General features: G+C 60.5%; 21 protein-coding genes. 10 read left to right on the top strand and 11 right to left on the bottom strand.

The annotated features are described in order from the left end of the window. Both ACS5Q1_RS29380 and ACS5Q1_RS29375 read left to right on the top strand, forming a co-directional pair. Positions 1–437 (top strand): hypothetical protein (locus ACS5Q1_RS29380; protein ID WP_473101521.1); only part of this gene is annotated, 437 nt, incomplete at its 5' end. A gap of 771 nt (positions 438–1208) precedes the next feature. Continuing rightward, entirely contained in the window at positions 1209–1562 is a 354-nt protein-coding gene (locus ACS5Q1_RS29375) for a RidA family protein (protein ID WP_473101520.1), read from the top strand. Between the two features lie 17 nt (positions 1563–1579). Here ACS5Q1_RS29375 and ACS5Q1_RS29370 read toward each other — a convergent pair whose 3' ends face one another. From ACS5Q1_RS29370 to ACS5Q1_RS29355, 4 genes are all read right to left on the bottom strand, one after another. Continuing rightward, complete coding sequence (locus tag ACS5Q1_RS29370; RefSeq protein ID WP_473101519.1) at positions 1580–2377, bottom strand: glycosyltransferase family 2 protein; 798 nt, start codon at positions 2375–2377, stop codon at positions 1580–1582. A gap of 87 nt (positions 2378–2464) precedes the next feature. After that, on the bottom strand, positions 2465–2695 hold the full coding sequence (locus ACS5Q1_RS29365; protein WP_473101518.1) for a glutathione binding-like protein: 231 nt from the start codon (positions 2693–2695) through the stop codon (positions 2465–2467). 120 nt (positions 2696–2815) lie between these two features. Continuing rightward, positions 2816–3244 (bottom strand): glutathione S-transferase N-terminal domain-containing protein, encoded by a 429-nt coding sequence (locus ACS5Q1_RS29360; RefSeq protein ID WP_473101517.1) that lies wholly within the window; start codon positions 3242–3244, stop codon positions 2816–2818. A 140-nt stretch (positions 3245–3384) separates the two neighbouring features. Next, a complete protein-coding gene (locus tag ACS5Q1_RS29355) occupies positions 3385–4194 on the bottom strand; it encodes an endonuclease/exonuclease/phosphatase family protein (RefSeq protein WP_473101516.1) in 810 nt (269 codons plus the stop codon). 261 nt (positions 4195–4455) lie between these two features. Between ACS5Q1_RS29355 and ACS5Q1_RS29350 the strand changes: the two genes are divergently transcribed. Together ACS5Q1_RS29350 and cueR are read left to right on the top strand one after the other, a co-directional pair. Beyond that, positions 4456–6981, top strand: a complete 2526-nt coding sequence (locus ACS5Q1_RS29350) for a heavy metal translocating P-type ATPase (RefSeq protein WP_473101515.1) — start codon at positions 4456–4458, stop codon at positions 6979–6981. Next, complete coding sequence (gene cueR / locus ACS5Q1_RS29345) at positions 6978–7433, top strand: Cu(I)-responsive transcriptional regulator (RefSeq protein WP_473101514.1); 456 nt, start codon at positions 6978–6980, stop codon at positions 7431–7433. Before ACS5Q1_RS29350 ends, cueR begins: the two co-directional genes overlap by 4 nt. Before the next feature lie 22 nt (positions 7434–7455). Here the strand turns inward: cueR and ACS5Q1_RS29340 are convergent, their stop codons facing one another. Continuing rightward, positions 7456–8034: a tyrosine phosphatase family protein gene (locus ACS5Q1_RS29340; RefSeq protein WP_473101513.1), complete on the bottom strand. Its 579-nt coding sequence runs from the start codon at positions 8032–8034 to the stop codon at positions 7456–7458. A gap of 259 nt (positions 8035–8293) precedes the next feature. On the opposite strand from ACS5Q1_RS29340, the gene ACS5Q1_RS29335 reads away from it, so the two are divergent. The 3 genes from ACS5Q1_RS29335 (at position 8294) to ACS5Q1_RS29325 (ending at position 9804) form a co-directional block, all read left to right on the top strand. Continuing rightward, positions 8294–9025, top strand: a complete 732-nt coding sequence (locus ACS5Q1_RS29335; RefSeq protein ID WP_473101512.1) for a L,D-transpeptidase — start codon at positions 8294–8296, stop codon at positions 9023–9025. 106 nt (positions 9026–9131) lie between these two features. Beyond that, on the top strand, positions 9132–9335 hold the full coding sequence (locus ACS5Q1_RS29330) for a YgaP family membrane protein (RefSeq protein WP_473101511.1): 204 nt from the start codon (positions 9132–9134) through the stop codon (positions 9333–9335). Positions 9336–9420: 85 nt separating this feature from the next. After that, positions 9421–9804: a DUF1622 domain-containing protein gene (locus tag ACS5Q1_RS29325; RefSeq protein ID WP_473101510.1), complete on the top strand. Its 384-nt coding sequence runs from the start codon at positions 9421–9423 to the stop codon at positions 9802–9804. On the opposite strand, the gene ACS5Q1_RS29320 is transcribed toward ACS5Q1_RS29325, so the two are convergent. Further along, complete coding sequence (locus tag ACS5Q1_RS29320; RefSeq protein ID WP_473101509.1) at positions 9787–10746, bottom strand: homocysteine S-methyltransferase family protein; 960 nt, start codon at positions 10744–10746, stop codon at positions 9787–9789. The genes ACS5Q1_RS29325 and ACS5Q1_RS29320 overlap by 18 nt on opposite strands. A 351-nt stretch (positions 10747–11097) precedes the next feature. On the opposite strand from ACS5Q1_RS29320, the gene ACS5Q1_RS29315 reads away from it, so the two are divergent. Continuing rightward, positions 11098–11943 carry an alpha/beta fold hydrolase gene (locus ACS5Q1_RS29315; protein ID WP_473101508.1) on the top strand — a complete coding sequence of 282 codons (846 nt, stop codon included), beginning with the start codon at positions 11098–11100 and terminating at the stop codon, positions 11941–11943. A 23-nt stretch (positions 11944–11966) separates the two neighbouring features. Here ACS5Q1_RS29315 and tyrS read toward each other — a convergent pair whose 3' ends face one another. The 5 genes from tyrS to galE all read right to left on the bottom strand — a co-directional run bounded on the left by tyrS (position 11967) and on the right by galE (position 17423). Further along, positions 11967–13220 carry a tyrosine--tRNA ligase gene (gene tyrS / locus ACS5Q1_RS29310; RefSeq protein WP_473101507.1) on the bottom strand — a complete coding sequence of 418 codons (1254 nt, stop codon included), beginning with the start codon at positions 13218–13220 and terminating at the stop codon, positions 11967–11969. Between the two features lie 207 nt (positions 13221–13427). Continuing rightward, a complete protein-coding gene (locus tag ACS5Q1_RS29305) occupies positions 13428–14402 on the bottom strand; it encodes a phosphoribosylaminoimidazolesuccinocarboxamide synthase (RefSeq protein ID WP_473101506.1) in 975 nt (324 codons plus the stop codon). Positions 14403–14533: 131 nt separating this feature from the next. Continuing rightward, positions 14534–15619 (bottom strand): LolA family protein, encoded by a 1086-nt coding sequence (locus ACS5Q1_RS29300; RefSeq protein ID WP_473101504.1) that lies wholly within the window; start codon positions 15617–15619, stop codon positions 14534–14536. Positions 15620–15772: 153 nt separating this feature from the next. Further along, on the bottom strand, positions 15773–16315 hold the full coding sequence (locus tag ACS5Q1_RS29295) for a DoxX family protein (RefSeq protein ID WP_473101503.1): 543 nt from the start codon (positions 16313–16315) through the stop codon (positions 15773–15775). Positions 16316–16430: 115 nt separating this feature from the next. Further along, a complete protein-coding gene (galE, locus tag ACS5Q1_RS29290) occupies positions 16431–17423 on the bottom strand; it encodes a UDP-glucose 4-epimerase GalE (RefSeq protein WP_473101502.1) in 993 nt (330 codons plus the stop codon). A gap of 116 nt (positions 17424–17539) precedes the next feature. Between galE and ACS5Q1_RS29285 the strand changes: the two genes are divergently transcribed. Continuing rightward, positions 17540–17845: a hypothetical protein gene (locus tag ACS5Q1_RS29285; protein WP_473101501.1), complete on the top strand. Its 306-nt coding sequence runs from the start codon at positions 17540–17542 to the stop codon at positions 17843–17845. A 467-nt stretch (positions 17846–18312) separates the two neighbouring features. After that, positions 18313–21228: a hypothetical protein gene (locus ACS5Q1_RS29280; protein WP_473101500.1), complete on the top strand. Its 2916-nt coding sequence runs from the start codon at positions 18313–18315 to the stop codon at positions 21226–21228. Positions 21229–21264: the final 36 nt, after the last annotated feature.

The following is a 21264-nucleotide window of genomic DNA, read 5'->3' as shown; positions in this document are numbered from 1 at the left end:
GGCGCAATGGCTATCGTCTTCGCGTCGCGAATATCGTACCGAGACGGGCTCACGATTTCTTTCTGTCGCGATACAACCATCTCATTCCAGCGACATCCCTTGCTATGGCGGACGATGTCCTCAGATTTGTGACCGATTACCAGTTTGAACAGCAAACACCCGGCGAGGTTCTCATACGGGTGGTGCTCGCGGAAGGGGCGCCGCCGCACACCCTTGACTCGTATGTCAAGCTTGTGACGGAACGGGCAGCTGGCGGGTTGTCCTTCATTCCAGAGGTTGTCAGATCGATCCCGCTGTCGGGGCGGGGCAAGCGGAAGTTCGTGATCCAGCAGCTCGATATCGCTGCCGCGATGAATGCCGCTGGTTTCGCAGTTGATAGCCCTCACCGCAGTTTTTCTCAGACCAACCGCTATGTGTCTCAATACGAATGGGATTAGAGCGGCGAGAGGAACGAAGTGGAGAAACTATGCAGATGAAGTGGGCAAGGCCGTCGCTGACGTAATGCGTCAACGATGTTCACCCATGCTTTACTGGAATTGGGTCTCTTCCGTTTCACATTAGTGGGTTGTCGCGCGCGGCATCTCAGGCTCAGGTTGGAATCTGGCCTCTGCTTTCCCTCTGCGTCGATAGGCAAGATACAGGCCTGCTGCTAACGCGGCTAAAGATCCACCAATCGGGATCCCGGCAAGCGCCGCGAAAACTCCGTAGGGCCAAAGTACAGCAAGTGCGACTAACCCGCCCAACCAAGCGATAACCGCTAATGCCAGTCCTGCCATGAGGAACCTCGCTCCCGATTCTCATGCAAAATAGTAGGATACGGCTAATTCGAAAAGAGTAATCCGATAAAGTATTTGGCTTTGTCGCTCTTGCAACAGTCGGTCCAAAGTAGGCTCTGTGCGGGGGTACGGGATTTAAGCGGACGCGCGCAGGGGCCATCAGACGTCTAAAAGGGCCATGCGCCGTCCCGACCTGATTGACCGGGTTTTCGCGGACGAACGTGGATGCCAGAAGACTTATCACCATTAAGTTACCGGTCCTTTTGATGCACCTGCGGACCGCGGGGAGGCATGGTTTGGCGGCCTCCGTGTTCGCCATTTACTTCCCGCGGCTTCCCATGGCATCCGCCGGTCCAAGGACCTTCGGCTGTCACTCATGCCCCGACCTGTGGTAGGAGCCGAAACGGCGATCGGACAAAGGGGAGCGGTATCGTGGTGGACATCAGGCGGATCGGCGTAGCCGCACGCTATAGCGACCTCGTGATCCATGATGGAACGGCCTATTTCTCGGGCTACGTGCCCGAGACGACCCTGGGCCTCTCGGTCACGGAACAGACCCAGGATATTCTCGGGCAGATCGAACAGTCCCTCATCGAAATCGGCAGCGGCAAGGCCAAGCTGCTCCAGGCGACGATCTGGCTGGCAGACATCTCCTTCTATGACGAGATGAACGCAATTTGGGACGCCTGGGTCGTTCCGGGTCAGGCCCCGGCACGCGCCTGTGTCGAGGCGAGACTAGCCGACCCGGATTACAAGCTCGAGATCCAGGTCATCGCGGCCCTCTGATCTGGTCCGGCAGCTCCCTATGCCCGCTCCGTCTGGGAGCTCGATTTCGCAAGAGCTCCCAGGCGCTTGCGCTCATAGTGCTTTGCCAGACGTAGGTGTCGCCACGTGGCGTAGTTCATGGCGATCAGGAAACCGTAGGTGCCGCGCAGGAAATGCAGCCGGCCGAAATAGGCCTTCACGAAGGCCGCGGGAAACTCGAAATAGACCCGCCATGTGGGGATCGAAATGCCCCTCACCTCAAGGTCGATGGCCTGCTGGTCGGTGTAGCTGTTGAGCTTGGCGAGTTGGTCGCCGAGGGAGCGCACGGACCGGTGGTGCACGAGTCCCTTCAGCTTGCCAATCCTGGTTCCCGACTTCAGGTCGACCCGGTCATGGACGAGCGAAGACGAATACCGGCCTGCATCCCGGCGATAGAGCCGGACCGGCGCGACCCGGTAAGCCAGAGGGTGAGGAGCACTTTCTCCGGGGAATGTTTCAGCAATCCGAATGCCATAGGCCTGGCAGGGAGGCTGTCCATGAGCGAACAGCGCACGCATCTCGGCCAGCAGTTCGGGCGAGACCTCCTCGTCTGCATCGAGGTTCAAGAGCCATTCGTGCCGGCACTGTTCCTCCGCGAAACGCTTCTGGAGACCGTAGCCTGGCCAGGGATTGAAGATCACCCGGGCGCCGAGGTCCTGGGCTACCGCCTGGGTTCCATCCGTCGAACCAGAATCGACCACGACGAGATCGTCCGTCAGCCCTCGGATCGCACGGATCGTCGCTCCGATCCGGTCGGCCTCGTTTTTGGCAATGATGAAAACGGAAACAGGAAGCATGGCCTCGGGTGCCTAGCCGCCCTGAGGGGTCATGGCAAGGGCTTTGGGCCCCTTAAAAGGCCGCAGTACTGTCGTTCGCGCCTTCAATCAAGCTGCAACAGGCAGTCCCTCAGCCAGCAGGGCCTGCTTGACCATCTGTCGATTGAAAATCCGCTGCATGTACTCTGTGACCGTGGAATAGTCCGATAAATCGATCCTGTGGAAGCGAGCCCAGCTCAGAACCGTGAAGCAATAGGCATCGGCAACGGTGAATTGCTGTCCTGCCAGATAGAGGCGTCCTCTCAGAGTCTGACTCAAAATGCGGCTATCCGCTGCCACCGAGGTGTCTTCCTGGCGCTCCCCGCACCTGAAACGGTGAAAATCTGTCCCGTTTGGGCCTGATTAAGCTTCCTATTCCTGCCAGGATGCAGCCACAGGATGCGTTCCGGGAGTTTTCAGTCAGCCTCTCAGGCATTGATCCAGATAAGCGAGCCGTCGTTGGAGACGATTCACGGCCAATTGGCGTGCCTTCGGGGGCATGGGGGCCTCCCAGAGGGGATCGAAGCCCTTATGAAGCTCTGCACCCGTGAAATCGAGCCATTCTCTAACCCGATAACGCTCCCAGGAACCCAGCTTCGGAAGAAGCTGAGCCGATGGCGCTTGGTCTGCAAGGTACTCCAGAATAACGGGAACTTCGGCCAGGACTTCACCACTTTGCAATGCAAGGGCAGGAACATGACCCTTGGGGTTGATCCGAATGAAGTCACGCCCGGAGGCTGTGGTTTTGGTTTTCAGATCGACCTTGTCGTACTCGATCTCCAGGCCGGCCTCGAAAGCAATGATACGCGGTGCAAGGGAGGTGGCTCCTGGGGTGTAGTACAGCTTCATCACAGTTCCGCGCCCCCTAGCCACCGGGAATATAAATTTATAACGTAACAAGACGCGTTATTAGTACGCCACACAATGGCGCATTCAAGGCACATTAGACTATTTGATACAATATTTCACTCATTCAGCAACAAGGACTTTCAGAGAAGCACGCCCTCACGCGCGTGGCGTGTCGTAGCGGCCCCGAGCCGCTTACGGACGCGGAGTTCTGCCAAGAGCGGAAAATGATCCGACGCCACCCGGGTCAAGGGGTTCCGGACGGGCCCGGCATCGACCACCTCGATGGATTTTGTCACGAAGACATGATCGAGGCGCAGAACGGGCGCCCGGGTGTGAAATGTCGGCTGAGGCTCTCCAAAGGAATTGGCGAGTTGAGCGTCCTGCATCCGATTGGCGATCAGCCGGTATGAGCGTGAATAGGGTGGAGCATTGAAATCGCCCAGCAGGACGGCCGGATCGGCGCAATCGGGATGGCCGACCCAATCCGGACCGATCAGAGCCGCCGCCTGCGTCCGCCGCTCTCCGGACCTTAGAGACAGGTGAGCGTTGACGACCTGGATGGTCTGGCCTTCGATCTCGACAGCGACCCAGAGGGCGCTACGCTTCTCGAAGGACGGCCTCGTCGATTGTGTGGGCAGGCGCCCGGACCTGATGATTTTCGAAGAATGGCGGGTCAGGACAGCAATGCCGTATTGCTCGCCCAGAATCCGGATCGTGGGCTGAAAATGCAGATCCATCCCGAGCCTCGCCGCAACGGCAGCCGCCTGGTCGATCTCGCCTGCCCGCTCGCGTCCGACGCGGACCTCCTGCAGCGCGACAATGTCCGGGTCGCAGGAGGCAATAACCTCCGCGATCCGGTTCGGTGAGATCTGTCTGTCCGTGCCAAGCCAGCGATGGACATTGTAGGTGAGGATCCGAAGGGTTCGCCCCTGTTTATCGCTATGCTTCAAAGGTCAGCACCGGCTCGTCAGTCGTTAAAAGTAAAAGCACCGCGTCATTCGGCACAAGCGGGAAATTGCCCTCACCGCCCGTCTGGCCGCCTAATTGGCAAACGTGTCGGATCAATGACCCAGGCTCAAGCTTGGTTCCCCTTGGTGGGCGCTTAGGGTCGAGCCAACCAAGAGTTTCACAGACAGTTTTGCTGGTGGCTTGACCTTCCCATGATTGGAAGGATTACACCCGCATCCCATATGAGGATCAGGAGATTCACCATGGCCGCCGGCAAGCTTAGCCCCATCGACAGCATCGACATTCCGATTCAGGGCATGAGCTGCGCCTCCTGCGTCGGTCGCGTGGAGAAGGCGATTCGGTCTGTGGATGGCGTCACGGCAGCCAACGTCAACCTGGCGACCGAACGGGCGCATGTGGAGTTCGCCTCTTCCGAAGCCGATCCTACGGCAGTTGCGGAGGCGATCCGGGCGGCGGGCTACGAGCCGTCTGAGAAGACGACCGAGCTGAAGATCGATGGCATGACCTGTGCTTCCTGCGTCAACCGGGTTGAGAAGGCGCTCAAGCGCGTTCCCGGCGTGGTGGATGCGTTCGTCAATCTTGCCACCGAGCGCGCCTCCATCCGCTATCTCGGCAATGCGGACATCCTGGAGCGCCTGATCGGCGCCGTCGAGCAGACGGGCTACGCGGCAAAGGCGATCCAACGGGAGGATGGTCAGGCGGACCGCGAACGGGAAGCCCGTGATGCCGAGATCGCTGGCCTCCGGCGCTCCGTGCTGATCGCGACGGTCCTCACCCTGCCGGTCTTCGTTATCGAGATGGGAGCCCACTTCATCCCCACCATTCACGACTGGGTGATGGGAACGTTCGGTCATCGCAATAGCTGGTATCTGCAATTCGCCCTGACCACTCTCGTCCTGTTCGGCCCCGGTCTGCGCTTCTTCCGGAAGGGCGTTCCTACCCTTTTGCGTGGGGCGCCGGATATGAATTCGCTCGTCGTTCTCGGCACGAGTGCGGCCTATGCCTATTCCGTGGTGGCGACCTTCCTGCCCGGCTTCCTGCCGGCCGGCATGGAGAACGTGTATTACGAGGCTGCAGCCGTCATCGTGTCCCTGATCCTGCTGGGGCGCTATCTCGAAGCCAAGGCCAAGGGTCGTACATCCGAGGCAATCAAGCGCCTCATGGGGCTCCAGGCAAAAACCGCCCGCGTGCTGCGGAACGGCGAGGCTCTGGAGATCCCGCTGGATCAGGTCCTGACCGGCGATGTCGTCCAGGTCCGTCCCGGTGAGAAGATTCCGGTTGATGGTGAAGTGGTGGAAGGCTCCTCCTTCGTCGATGAATCCATGATCACGGGCGAGCCGGTTCCGGTGCAGAAATCTCAAGGTAGCGAAGTGGTAGGCGGTACCATCAACAAGAATGGCAGCTTCACCTTCCGGGCCACTCGCATCGGCGCCGATACGGTTCTGGCCCAGATCATCCGGATGGTCGAACAGGCGCAGGGGTCGAAGCTTCCGATCCAAGCCCTTGTCGACCGGGTGACGGCCTGGTTCGTCCCCGCCGTGATGGCGGCGGCTGCCCTCACCTTTCTGGTCTGGCTCACGCTCGGTCCCGATCCGGCTCTCACCTTCGCGCTGGTGAACGCGGTCGCCGTGCTGATCATCGCCTGCCCCTGCGCCATGGGTCTGGCGACCCCCACCTCCATCATGGTCGGCACGGGCCGGGCGGCGGAGCTTGGTGTGCTCTTCCGCCAGGGAGAGGCCCTGCAAAGCCTGAAGGAGGTCGGCGTCGTCGCCCTGGATAAGACCGGCACCCTGACTCAGGGGCATCCCGAGCTGACCGATTTCGTGACAGCTCCCGGATTTTCCGAGGCCGACACCTTGCGGCTCTTGGCGGCCGTGGAAAGCCGTTCGGAGCATCCGATCGCGCAGGCCATCGTCGCGGCCGCCGAGCGGAGCGGTCTCGCCCTGCCTGCCACCGACAGCTTCGAGGCTGTACCGGGCTTCGGCGTCTCGGCACTGATCGAGGGAAGGAAAGTCGATGTCGGCTCCGACCGTTTCATGGCGAAGCTCGGTCTCACCGTCTCCGCCTTCGCCGATCCCGCGGCTCGTCTGGGCGCCGAGGGCAAGAGCCCGCTCTATGCCGCCATCGACGGCAAGCTTGCCGCCATCGTCGCTGTCGCCGATCCGATCAAGCCTTCGACTCCAGAAGCCATCGCGGCTCTGCACGCGCTCGGCCTGAAGGTCGCCATGGTCACCGGCGACAACCGGAGGACCGCCGAGGCCATCGCGAAGCGGATCGGAATCGACGAGGTGGTGGCAGAAGTTCTGCCCGACGGCAAGGTCGAGGTCGTGAAGCGCCTGCGCGAAGAGCACGGCAGGATCGCCTTCGTCGGCGACGGCATCAACGATGCGCCCGCGCTTGCCGAAGCCGATATCGGCATCGCCATCGGCACGGGCACGGACATCGCCATCGAAAGCGCCGACGTGGTGCTCATGTCTGGCGACGTGCGCGGTGTGATCAATGCCGTCGCCCTCTCGAAAGCGACCATTCGCAACATCCAGCAGAACCTGTTCTGGGCCTTCGCCTATAACGTGCTGCTGATCCCGGTCGCTGCGGGCGCTCTCTATCCGGTCAACGGCACTCTGCTCTCGCCGATCTTTGCGGCTGGCGCGATGGCGCTCTCCAGCGTCTTCGTTCTCGGCAATGCCCTGCGTCTGCGCCGCTTCAAGGCTCCCATCGCATCGGCGCAGGCCGTCACTCACTCTCAAACCGTCGAAGGTGTCGCATGAATATCGGACAAGCAGCCACGGCCTCTGGCGTTTCGGCCAAGATGATCCGCTATTACGAATCCATCGGGCTGATCCCGAAGACCGTCCGCACGGAATCCGGATACCGGGTCTATTCGGATTATGATGTGCATACCCTGCGCTTCATCCGTCGCTCGCGGGACCTCGGCTTCTCGGTCGAGCAAATCGCGGATCTCGTGCCGCTCTGGCAGGATCGCGAGCGCGCAAGCAAGGATGTGAAAGCCATCGCGCTCGAACATGTCGGCGTGCTCGAGCGCAAGATCAGGGAATTGCAGGAGATGGCTTCGACCCTGAAGCATCTCGCCAGGAATTGTCATGGCGATGCGCGTCCCCATTGCCCGATCATCGAAGAGCTGGCGAGCGACGGCGCTGAACCTCTCACCGTCAAACCGGATGCGAAGTTCGGCGCACTGGGAAAGACTTTGGCGCGTTAAACAATAAGCGAGTGGCGGCCCTTCAAGCTGCCATCTCGACCTCGCGGCCACGGCCGAGATCGTGCATCAGCTGCACGTAGTTTGGCATGCGTTGGATCTGACGACCATAATGCCGCCTCAGCGCCTCGGTGAGACGGCCGTTGCGCGACAGGAGTTCGTCCGCGAAGTCGATCATGAGAGAGTTCGGCCAAGCCTGGGGCCGGATATTCGCCAACCGCTCGAACAACCTGTCCTCGCTTTCATCCGGATTCGCCTGCGCCATGAGGGTTAGCATCGCGGCGGTCGAACGCGAGACGCCCATATGGCAATGGACGAGCAGGTGCCCCTCCGCGTGCTCGGCCCGTCTCTCTGCCACCTCATCCCCGAAGCGAAGGACGGCCTCCACGTCCTTTGGCGCGGGCAGGATCATGCCTGGGATCGGGTGGATGATATCGTGAAAGCGAAGGATCGTTCTGTGATGGGGGTTGTATGCCCCGAACGCTTCCGGATCGGGATGATCCGGGTCGAGAATCGAGAGAACGTGGGTCACGGACCGCTCACACTGATCTGGCAGTTCCGAGATGCCGCAGATCGTGAGCATTTGAATGGGTACGCGTTGCATGAAAAACCGCTCGTTCGCAGCTGAAGTGAGACAAGAACCTTAACGCCCCTCACCAAACAGTTAACTCACTTCTAACTGATTGGATCGACACGTTCAAAATACTGTGTCTTGCAAACCACACTGGACCTTTGCCACATTTCTGCCATGCGAGATCCACCTTGTCGTCACCGCCGGGGCTATGTCTCTTCGAAAGTAATGCCGTCGCTCCTAAACGTCGGCGAATGAAGCCAAAAACCAGAAACTACAGGTCACCCCACTGATGTTTGCTGCACCGGCCCCGAGCCTGCCCTCGTTGCGAAACGTACTTCGCTTCTCCACGCTTCTTCTTCCGATGGCCTTGGCGGCCTGTGTCTCGACACAAGCGCCTCCGCAGCAAGCCTTACGCCGCATCGATCCCGCCTATGCTGCCATGTACGGAGCCCGTCCGGACGAGGCACATCCGCTGCCGGCCACCGACATCTCCGAGGTCGATCCGCGCTTCCTGCGCCGCGAGGTCGCCTATTATGGCCGCGAGGAGCCCGGCACCATCGTAGTCGACACTGCCTCCCGCTATCTCTATCTCGTGCGTGAAGGCGGTCGGGCCATCCGCTATGGCATCGGCGTCGGCAAGGAAGGCCTGGCCTGGGGTGGTCGCGCCCGCGTCGGCCGCAAGGCCACGTGGCCGAACTGGACGCCCACTGCTGCGATGATCCGGCGCGAGCCCGAGCGCAATGCCAAGTGGGCCGGCGGCATGCAGGGCGGCCTGGACAATCCTCTCGGCGCGCGCGCCCTGTATCTCTATGACGGCGGTCGCGATACCATGTACCGCATTCACGGCACCACCGAGCCCTGGTCGATCGGCCAATCGGTATCGAGCGGCTGCATCCGTCTGTTCAATCAGGACATCATCGACCTTCATAGCCGTGTGCCGGTCGGCTCACCCGTGGTCGTGCTCCAGGGACAGCGCCTGTTCGACGTGGAAGATGAAATGCGGGTATCTTCAGCCTACTGACGGGATTCGCATAAGTTCAAAGGGGTTGGCCATCTGGCCGGCCCTTTTTCTTTTATCCCTGCCAGGCTTGATATAAAATCGGCCAGTTTCTGCTGGAGGCATGGTCATGACCGTAGAACGTGCGATCCTTCTGACCGTCGGCGGGCTCATCATCGTCAGTGTCCTGCTCGCCGTTACCGTCAACATCAACTGGCTCTGGCTCACCGGACTCCTGGGCGCCCATCTGGTACAGGCATCCTTCACGGGACTATGCCCGGTCGTGAAGATGTTCAAGCGCATGGGGCTGCCGAGCAAACCCGGCTTCACCTGATCTACACGCGAGCACTGCCCTCCCCTGGAGGCATTGCCAAGCTGTCCTATGAATCAATATCCATGAGACTTGCGAAGGACCGCTCATGGACGATTGGTATTTTTTGGCGCTCAAAGTGACGACACGCGCCATCGAGGTCGGCGGGACCGCCATCATCGTCCTCGGAATCCTCGGATCGAGCGTTGCGGTCCTCTGGCAGATCTTACGCGGTCACTCCGGATCGGCCGCCTTCAACCTCTATCGCTCGAATGTCGGGCGCGCCATTCTGCTCGGCCTCGAATTCCTCGTCGCGGCCGACATCATCAATACGGTGGCCATCGAGCCGACCCTCCAGAGCCTCCTCATCCTCGGCGGCATCGTCCTCATCCGAACCTTCCTCAGCTTCTCGCTCGAAGTCGAAATCGAAGGGCATTGGCCCTGGGACCGGCACAAGGGCGAAAGCGGCAGCTCATCACGACAAACGGCTTGACGTCGGCACGCAGGCCTCGCAGATCGCCGCGATGTGACGGTGATCGGTGCCGCAGCATCCGCCGAGCACAGCGAGCTGCGTCATGCGCTCACGCAGGCCTCGGTAGCGTCGGGCAAGATCGATAGGATCGCCGGGATCGAGTTCCGTGGATTCGTCGAGTTCCGCATGGCTCTTTGTTGATGCATTGGCGCGAAGCCCGCGGATACGCCGGGTCCATTCGTCCTTCTCGGACAAAATGCCATCGAAGTGGGTCGGGTGCGCGCAGTTGATCATGTAATAGGCCGGAATATGGCCTGTCTCGCGATCCGTCCGCTCGATGGCGGATTGGAGCGTCTCGCCGGAAGCCAGCTTGCCGTCCGTCTCCACCGTGAACGAGATCACCACCGGCAAGCCGAGAGCCTCTGCCGCCCGCGCGATGCCGATGGCTTCTTCCGCATAGTTCATGGTGACGGCGCTCACCATGTCCGCTCCGCCCTCGCGAAAGGCTTCGACCTGCGGCGCATGGTAGGCCTGCGCCTCCTCTGCCGACATCTGCGCATCGGCCCTGTAGCCGTCGCCGCGGGGACCGATGGCGCCATTGACGAGGACACGTTCATTGTTGTCTGAGAGCCTGTCGCGAAGGCTGGATGCCCAGCGTACAGCCTCTCGGTTCACATCTGCGAGATCTTCGGGTGAGACGTCGAGCTTCGCAGCCCAGTCCGTATTGGCCCGCCATGTGGGCGTGTCGAGGATGAAGCCCACATCCCGTTCGATAGCGGTGCGGATATAAGGCTCGAAATAGCGTTCGAGCTTGGCCCTCCCCTCCTCGCTGCGCAGAAGCGGGAACGCCGCGAAGCAGGGAAGGTCCATGCCTTCGAGAAAGACGAGCGTCGTCTCAAGGCCGCCATCGGTCAGAAAAATCGCCTCGTTCGAGGGTGGAAAGGCAAATCGGCTGCCGGTCATGAATGCGCCTCCCGCATCATGCGCCCCCGCCCGTCCGTTCCCTTTTAGGCCGTCACGGCGCACTCGACGGTGCTTCGGCACACATCGAAGCCGTGGAAGCGCTTCAGGCAGTTGACTAAAGGGAATAGAGTCACTAGGAATTTGCTCCCGGCCCGCCAGCCGCCGCCACTCTTCCAGTGTCCGTCGGCTCTCATTCCTGCCTTTTCCTACCGCTCCAGCTCTGTGGTTGGCGCGCCCTGTCGCTCAAGCACAAAAAGCGACGGCCTTTCAGGCAGATGTTTTTCGAAAACCTCGAGCAGCACTTCAAAGCAGACACAGACGCTGCAACGGCTGCCCTCCGGCGATACGACCATGACAAGATTCGAAACGGGTCTGTTCCTCAACAGAATTCCCTATGTGAAAGCAGGCTCGGGCCCTGTCCCCATTATCGTCCTGAATGGCGGTCAGGCCTTTGTCAGACGCCCGACGCCTGCCCGTGCCGAGAGGGACGCCAAGCGCATTGCGCGTCTGCTGCCCAAAGACCGGACAGTCTATGTGCTGGGCTACGATCCGGCGCCTTCCGCCGATTATTGCATCAGGACGATCGTGCGGGATGTCGCGCAGATTCTGCGGGACGAGATCGGTCCAGCAACCGTCATGGGCATCTCCTTCGGTGGCTTCGTGGCCGCGCGGCTCGCAGCGGATCACCCCGATCTCGTGAAGGGGCTGATCCTGATGGTCAGCGCGCATCGCTTCTCCCCAAAGGGACGTCGCAGCATCGACCGGCAGATCTCATGCGCCTGGGCCGGAGACTTCGACGGATTTCTCGACGAGTTCGGTCTCGTCTTCCGCCGCCCCTGGCTCAATTGGTTGATCCGCTGGCGGTTCAGGCAGGAGCGGCAGCGACTGCATGAGACGATGAACGATCCTGCCGTCATCGTCCGCGGCCTCAACGCCGTTGCGGGTGAGAACTTCGGCGGCGATCCGTCATGGCTGACACGCATCGCAGCGCCGACCCTGATCGTCGGTGCGACGCGTGACCCATTCTTCGATATCGCGGCTCTCGAAGAAACGGCCCGGCTCATTCCTTCGGCGTACCTGCAACTGTTCAAGCACGAAACGCACATGCTTCCGCTTGAGCGGTCACGGGATGTGGCGAAGGTAGTTGCACGGTTTCTTCAGAAGCAACAATCGACGAAGAACGGCGGCTCCCGTTAGAGCCGCCGCTCCTGCTTCGTGTATCAATCGCTCACAACCACCAGTACATGCCGCTTCTTGCCGGCGGTCAGCTTCAGGGCCCCATCGGCGAGATCCACCGTGCCAACCTGCGCATCCGCATCCTGCACGACATTGCCGTTGAGCCTTGCGCCGCTGTTGAGAACCAGACGGCGCGCCTCGCTCTTGGAGCTTGAAAGACCCGCAAGGACGAGAAGCTGCGCGACGGTGACGCCGGTGTCCAACTCGGACCTTGAGAGACCGATGCTTGGAAGCCCGGAGGCATTCTCTCCTTCCTCGAAGGCGCGGCGCGCGGTGTCGGCGACATCCCGTGCGGCCTCTTCTCCATGCGCGAGATGGGTCGCCTCGTTGGCGAGAACGCGCTTTGCTTCATTGATCTCGGAGCCCTTCAACTGGCCGAGGCGATGCACCTCGTCGAGCGGGAGTTCCGTGAAGAGGCGCAGGAAGCGGGCGACATCGTCATCCTCGGTGTTGCGCCAGAACTGCCAGAACTCGTAAGCACTGAGCTTCTCGGCATTGAGCCACACCGCGCCGCTGGCTGTCTTGCCCATCTTGGCCCCGATGGAGGTGGTGAGCAACGGAGTCGTCAGCCCGAAGAGTTGGCGCTGGTCGATGCGGCGCGCAAGCTCGATGCCGTTGACGATGTTGCCCCACTGGTCCGAGCCGCCCATCTGCAGCACGCAAGCATGATGGCGCGACAGTTCCAGGAAGTCGAAGGCCTGAAGTACCATGTAGTTGAACTCGAGCAGCGTGAGCGGCTGCTCGCGCTCCAACCGCTGGCGCACGCTGTCGAAGCTCAGCATCCGGTTGATCGTGAAATGGGTGCCGAAATCGCGCAGGAATGGCAGGTAGCGTAAGGGATCGAGCCAGACGGCATTGTCCACCATCACCGCATCGGTCGGCCCGTCGCCGAAAGTGAGGTAACGGGAGAAGACCTGCTTCAGACCCGTGGCATTTTTGGCGATCTGCTCATCGTCGAGCAATGGTCGGCTCGCATCGCGGAAGCTCGGATCGCCGATCTGCGTGGTGCCGCCGCCAATGAGCACGACCGGCTTGTGGCCGCATTTCTGCAGCCAACGCAAAGTCATGATCTGCACGAGGCTGCCCACATGCAGGCTGTCAGCCGTGGCATCGAAGCCGATGTAGGCGGCGACGGGACCAGCCGAGAGGCGCTCATCGAGGGTGTCTAGGTCCGTGCATTGGTGGATGAAGCCGCGCTCGGAAAGCGTCTTCAGGAAGTCTGATTTCGGGGTGCTCATCTTCTCGTCTCCTGGGGATTGGCGGGAGCCGCTGCCCGGAGACCTGATCACCAAATGAAGATGCCGCCGGAGAGCGGCGGCATCGAACGTCTGGTCGCAACCGAACGGAGCCGCCCTATGGGGACGGCGTAAAATAGTTCACGAAGCTGTGGCGACCGGTGATCATGGGCGCAAAATACGGATATGAGGCCGGATCGTCAACCGACTTCAAAAATACGCCTTCAAATTCCCCCTCACTCGCTCCAGCACCGGCACGTCCTTCGGCGGCAACGCAAAGGTCTGGCCTGTGATGCGCTCGAAGGCGTCGATATAGACGCGCGAGGTCTCCAGCACGACGTCCTGCGGGATCTCGGGAATCTCGTCCTTGTAGGGATCGCAGCGGGCGACGACCCAGGTGCGGATGAAATCCTTGTCGAAGCTCTCGGGCCTCTCGCCGGCTTCGAAGCGCTGCCGGTAGCTGTCCAGGAACCAGTAGCGGCTCGAGTCCGGCGTGTGGATCTCGTCGGCAATCATGATTTTCCCGCTCTCGTCGATGCCGAACTCGTATTTGGTGTCGACGAGGATGAGACCTCGCTCGCGGGCCATCTCCCTGCCCTTCGCGAAGAGCGCGAGGGCGTAATCGGAGACCGTCTTCCACTGCTCAGGCGTGAGAAGTCCGCGCTCGACGATCTCCTGCGCGGTCAGGGGTTCGTCGTGCCCGCCGTCGAAGGCCTTGGTGGTCGGCGTGATGATGGTCTGCGGCAGCTTCTCGTTGTCGAGCATGCCGTCCGGCAGACGAATTCCGTACATCTCGCGCTGGCCGGCCTTGTAGAGGGACAGAATCGACGTGCCAGTCGTGCCGGCGAGATAGTCGCGCACCACGATCTCCACGGGGAGGATGGTGAGCCTGCGGCCGATGAGCACGTTCGGGTCCGGATATTCGATCACATGGCTAGGGCAGATATCCGCCGTCGCCTCGAACCAGAACTTGGCGGTCTGCGTCAGCACCTGGCCTTTCAGGGGAATGGCCGCCAGGTTGCGGTCGAAGGCGCTGATGCGGTCCGATGCGATGATGATGCGGCGTCCGTCCGGCAGGTCGTAATTGTCGCGCACCTTGCCGCGATAATGGTTCGGCAGTTCCGGGATGGTCGCATCCTCGAGGACGTAACCGGCATAGGCTCCAAGGGCTGCTTTATCGACCATGCTCACCTGCCAAGGATTTCGGGCGCCGCGCTCCCATAGCGCGCTGGCCGTGTTCTAGACTGAAATCCTCAGCACGCCAGGCCCCAATCGGTAAAAAATGGCTCTTTCCACGAGCACAGCCGGCCGAAGCCTTATTGGGTCGCCCTGGCGTCCCGGCGATAGGTCGCGTTGAGGCCCGACAGGGTCACGGTGGTTTCGTAGCCCTGGGCATCGACAATGGTCCATTGCTTGAGCGCATTGGCTCGGCTGTCGAAGCGCAGGGTGATCTTGGACGTTCCGCCAAGCGTCGCGCTGTCGTCGAAGCGGACCGTGACGATGCCGTCGCGTCCTACCTGCACGTCGCGTACCTTGGTGTCGCGGGACAGATCGATATTGTCCTGGACCAGGAATTTCAGAGGCGTCTGCCCGACGGGATAGACGTCGTTGGTGCCGAGCTTCTTGTCGCGGATCGCCACGTTGCGGCCGTCGGAGACCACCTCGAGGGTGCTCGGCGGGGCATAGGCGAAGTGGAACTGGCCCGGGCGGCGCATGGAGAGCGTGCCCTCGGCCTGCTGGCCGTTCGGGTTCTTCTGCACGAAATAGGCTGACATCACATCGAGGCTGTTGAAATAGGCATTGACCCGGTCGAGCGCCTCTTCGGGCGTGCGGGGCCCGGGCGGCGATGTCGGCGTCGGGGCGGTGGACGGCGCGGCGACGGAGGTCAGAGCGGGCGCCGCAGATTGAATCGGAGTGGATCGGGCAGGCTTCGGCGGCTCCGCCACCTTGGCCGGGGGCGGTGTGGCGGGTTTAGCCGACTCGGCCGCCTGCACGGATGGCTCGGCCACGGGCTTCTGAGGCTCGGAGGCAGCCGGCTTGGCTTCCACCTTCTCGGAGGTCGGCGTGCGGGGCTGAGGCTCGGGCTTCGCTGCGGTTTGAGGCGCGGGCTGAGGCCGCGGCTGGGCTGTCCGCTGCGACGGCGTTTGAGGCTTCTGAACCGTCGCCGCCGGCTTAGGCGCCTGCTGCGGCTGCGCCTGAGCGCGCGGGGCCGCCGGCGGCTGGGGGACCGCCTGCGGTGCAGGCTGCTGCTGGGGAGCGTTGGTGGCAGGAGTCCCCGGCTTTTTGAAGATGCCGTCGAGGAAGCGCGTCAGAGGATCGGGGGGCTGCTGGGCAATGGCGGGAGAAGCGCATGAGAGAGCTAGGGCCAGACCGAGAATGCAACGCGAAGACGAATTGAGCATGACGCCACTGCTAACCTGGAAAAATCATCGATGCCCGTGCGCAAAAGCACGGCGCAGCAATGGTTTATGGCTTCGATAAGAGGCTGAATGAAGGCAGCACCCTGTAGGCGAAAGCGAGTCGTGTCCAGACAGATCGCACCCTTGTCGGGGATCTCAGGCCGCATCCGCCAGTTCGTCCTCATCCGCCATGGAACGGGCTGGCGCAGGCCGGGGTTTGGGAGTACGCGGGCGGGACGGCTGCTTCTTTTTCCCCTTGGCGGGCTTTGCCTTGCCGCTCAGCCCTTTCCACCAGCCCTGCCAGCTCCAGGCCCCTGGCCCCACTAGGCCATAGAAGAGGAGACTGGCCAGAACCCCGAGATGGGACAGGAAGATCGCCTGCTCGGCCTGGCGGTTCAGGCCGCCATAATCCCAGAAGCGATGCATCGTGCCGGTCGTCACCACCAAAGCAGCAATGAGAACGGAGGCACTCAGGCGCGGCGCGAATCCGAAGATCAGGGCCAGCGGCCCGAACACCTCGGCGAGGACGATCAGGGTCGCCACCACATCGCCATAGGGCATCCCCTTGAGGGTCAGCGTGGCGGCAAGCCCGGAAATATTCGAAAGGCGCCCAATGGCAGCCGGCAGAAAGCAGCCCGCCAGCAGCAGGCGGTTCAGCAGCAGAATCCCGTTGACGCCCGCTCCTCTGTCCTCGCCCATGCTTTTGCCCTCCACTCGCCTGCCTAGCGGCGCCGGGAATCGGCCGGCGCCTGACGAGCATTTGAGGCAGAGGTTCTTAACCCGCCCTTAGCGGCGGGCTGCGATCCACCAGACTTTAGAGCTTGAGATTTCTTTCCCGGAGCATCGTCTCCCACCGCAGGGTGTGTTCCACGATGGTGTCGAGATCGTCATGACGCGGGGTCCATCCCAATTTGGACCGGATGCGGGTCGAATCCGCCACGATGGTCACCGGATCGCCCGCGCGCCGCGGCCCGATCCGCGCATCCACCGGCTTGCCCGAGACCCGCCGCACCGTCTCGATGACCTCGGACACGGAATAGCCGTGCCCGTAGCCGCAATTCATGATAAGGCTTTCACCCCCACTATCGAGATGGGCCAGGGCCTGCATGTGAGCCGCGATCAGATCGCTCACATGGATGTAGTCGCGGATACAGGTGCCGTCTGGCGTCGGATAATCCGTGCCGAAGACTTCCATGTGGGACCGCATGCCGAGCGCCGTCTGAACCGCCACCTTGATCAGATGAGTGGCATTCGCCGTCGACTGACCATGGCGCATCAGCGGATCGGCGCCTGCGACGTTGAAATAGCGCAGGACCACGTAGCGCATATCATGGGCTGCTGCGATGTCCCGCAGCATCACTTCGGTCAGCTGCTTCGAGCTACCGTAAGGCGACAGAGGACCCAAGGGCGCGTTCTCATCGATCGGCTTGTCGGAGGTGTCGCCGTAGACGGCAGCCGTGGACGAGAACACGAACTTCTTGATGCCAGCGGCAACGGCCGCGGCCATGAGGGAGCGGCTCTTGACGGTGTTGTTCAGATAATAGCCCAGCGGATCGGAGACGGATTCCGGTACCACGAGCTTGGCGGCGAAATGGGCGATGGCATCAATCTGATGCAGTTGAAGCGTCCGCAGAACCGGCTCGTAATCGCCCACATCGCCGACGACGAGAGGTACGCCGTCCGGAACCGACCAGCGGAAACCGGTCGACAGATTGTCGAACACGATGGGTTTGTGGCCCGCATCGAGCAGGGCCAGAACCATATGCCCCCCGATATATCCTGCCCCGCCTGTTACGAGAACGTTCATGGGATCTCCTGAAAACCCTGCTCAACGTTTCACCATGCTGGCTTTATTGGCTCTAGATTTCTAGATCAAGTTGAGATCAAGGGAAGGCTAGCGGCTCGGTTTTGAGAGGATGCAGGATGGATGATCGCAAGGAATACTGGTGGGTTCAACATGAGGCTATGGTTCAGCCGGCCGAGATCGAATTCGTCGGCGGCATTCCCGTGAGCTTCAAGTTCATCGGAATGGCCGGCAGCATTCCCGCCGCATCGGCCGAGTTGATCGAGCGCCTGCCCACTCCTCCGACGCCGGTCATCAGACCTCACATGCCGCAACCACCGGCAACCGGACCGCAGCGAAGCGGTTCCTGGCTATGGCTCATCGGCATTCTTCTGCTGATCCTCGTCGCCCAATGCTCAGGACAGCTTTACGACCTCATCAAATGAAGGCTTGTGCACAGGCTTATCGATATAGGTATAGGGATACTATCAAAAAGGCTTCATCCCGTTTGAGGTAGGTCTATACTTCAACAGCATTACAGCTGTTCACGACACCCGATTCATTAACTCCGAATTGCCTCGCGCGTATAAAATAGATCCATTTCACTTTGCCGGATATGCCTATTTAATTCTGAGTAATCAGGCCGATACCGCAGAGGAAAACGCCCCGATGCTCATGACTTCAAGCGAGACGGAATCCGATCCCGTCTCGAAGATCCGGATGGATAACCTGCCCTTGCGGCAGCATCGTTTCTTCAGATCAATAACGACGCAGATCTGAACCACGCCGCTCCGCTAGCGGCCATTTCAAGAACAATCGGCTTTCGCAATGCGCGCACTGGAGACGCTCTGGTGACGATGGCGCTCACGCACGCCCTCGCTCGCGCATCTCCAAACATGTAAGGATTTTCATAATGCCGACCATTTTGGTGACCAACCCGACGACCAATGCGGCGGACAACGTGGAGAAGATCAAGGCCGCCATCGAAGCAGCACATCAGCAATATATGGCGGACCCTTCCGCGGGTCGGGTGACGGTCCAGCTCGCCGCGGGAACCTGGGTTGTCACGGGCGACAAGAACAACGCTTCGAAAGGTGCCATCGAGCTTCTCTCCGGGGTCGAGCTGACCGGCTCAGGCGTGCGCGACACGGTCGTCAAGCTCGAAGATGGCTTCAACGCGAGACTCAACGGCATCGTTCGCACCGCACTGGAGACAGTCGACAACGTCACAGTCTCGAACCTCGTCATCGATGGCAACCGCGCCAACAATGTGGGTCACCAGGCGGGCTTCATCTGCGGTATCAAGGAAGATGATTCCGGTCGTACACAAACCAACATCACGATCGACGGCGTCGAGGTGATGAATTGTACGGCTTACGGGATCAACCCGCACGAGATCACGTACAACATGATCGTCAAGAACTCCATTGCTCACAACAATGGTCTCGACGGCTTCGTAGCGGATGCGGTCTTCGGCGGAGAATACGCAAACAACACTTCCTATGACAATGATCGTCATGGATTCAACATCCAGAACGAGACGAAGAATCTCATTCTGAGAGAAAATATCGCGTATGATAATGGCTATCGCTACATGTTCAACGGTGAGCTCGCCGGGGGTGCCGGCATCACAATTCAGCGCGGGAATATCCCCCCGGTCGGTTCGACGGTCATCCCATGGGTGTCCGACATCCAGATCATCGGCGGTTCGTACTACAACAACGGAAAGGAAGGCATACTCGTCAAGCTGTCGGAGAAGATCACGATCACCGACGCCGATATCTTTGGCAACCAGCGACAGGGTGTGAGGATCGAAGGCTCGAAGGATGTGACCGTCGACGGCAGCCGGATCTTCAACAACTCTCAAGAAGGCGACGGTCTTTATGACGAGGTCAATATTCGACTGCGCTTCGACGACGATTACTCCCAGCAGACTTACTATTCGCTCAACACGAAAATCATCAATAACCAGATCTACTCCGACGGCGCCATCAACGCCCGCTATGGTGTCCGGGAGGAGCCGACGAACGACGACAACGGGCCGACCAATACCTTCCTGCAGAACAACACGTTTTACGGCATGAATTCAGGATCCGTGTCCGTTCCGGGCTTTCTCAATCCTGTCGTCGGCACGGTCGGCAACGACTTTGTGCTAGGCACCGATGGCGGCGATGAGATGAGGGGTCTAGCCGGCAACGACGTCTACACGGTGAACCATTCGACCGACGTCGTGATCGAACAGGCGAGCGAAGGTGAGGACCACGTTGTTGCCTCCGTCAAGTTTACATTAGGAGCGAATGTCGAACATCTGACGCTGATCGGACTCGCACCGATCAACGGCACAGGCAACGAGCTTGCCAACAAGCTGACAGGCAATTCCGCCATCAATGACCTCAAAGGCCTTGGCGGAAACGATACCCTCGACGGAGGCGCTGGCGACGACATCCTTCAGGGTGGAGACGGCAACGACATCTATTTCGTTGACTCTGCCGGAGACACGATCATCGAGAAAGAGAACCTGGGCGCCGGCGGCACGGACACGGTCAACAGCACCGTCAGCTATACGCTCTCGAAGGATGTCGAAAACCTTGTTCTGTTGGGCTCAGCCCACATCAACGCCATCGGTAACGCCTCGGCCAATGTGCTGACCGGCAATTCAGGCAACAACATTCTCGATGGTCAGGCCGGCGCCGACCTCATGACGGGTGGATTGGGGAACGATACGTATTTCGTCAATCACTCGGGCGATACCGTCGTCGAGAACGACGGTGGCGGGACGGATACTGTCTATAGCTCCATTTTCTACGTGCTCGGTCCGAATGTCGAGCATCTTACCCTCCAGGGCGTCGCACCCATCAACGGAACAGGCAACGCTCTCGCTAACTTCATTATCGGCAACGATGGAGCCAACAAACTTTCGGGTGGGCTCGGAAACGACACCTTCCAAGGTGGGCTTGGCAACGATATTATCGACGGCGGAGGCGATACCGACACCGTGGTCTATGCGGGCACACGAGCCAGCTATGCCCTCAACGGCACTCTCACGGATCGCACCGTATCAAGCGCGGAGGGTGCCGACACCCTGAAAAACGTCGAAATTATCCAGTTCTCCGACGGTCGCCTCGTCGGCGAGGTGTGGCAGCCGGGTGTCGTCCTGCCCAATAATCCTGGCAATCCGAACACGCCCAGCAATCCCAGCAATCCTGCAATCCCAGTCGAGACCCGTGTCGGCTCGTCACGATCCGAAAACCTTCTCGGCAATGAAAACATCAACTTCATCAAGGGAATGGGCGGCAATGACGTGATCATGGGCCGTGGGGCGGACGACAGGCTCTATGGTGGCTCCGGAAACGACTCTATCAATGGCGGGGCGGGCCATGACCGGATCTACGGCGATGCCGGAAAGGACAGGATTTCCGGAAGCACCGGCGATGACACCATCTATGGTGGCGCCAGCAACGATACGCTTTACGGCAATTCAGGCTGGGACACGTTCGTCTTCAATACCAGGTTGGGAACGGCGAAGACCGATCGCGCATACAACTTCGACTCAGTCAAGGATTTCAACGTCACGTTCGACAGCTTCTGGCTCGACAACGCCGTCTTCAAGAAGCTCGGAAACGGGACATCATCCAACCCGAAGCAGCTGAACAAGGAGTTCTTCGTCACAGGCACCAAGGCGCGAGAGAAGGACGACTACCTCATCTACAACAAGAAGACCGGCGTTCTCAGTTACGACGCCGACGGGTCGGGCTCCAAGGAGGCCGTGGAATTCGCGCAACTCTCCAAGAATCTCAAGCTGGCCTACAAGGACTTCTTCGTCATCTGACCACTCGGATCGAAAGAAGGCCCCGGCGCAGGCACG

This window comes from Microvirga sp. GN3, from assembly GCF_055792825.1.
This window is presented reverse-complemented; position numbering and strand designations above follow the sequence as displayed.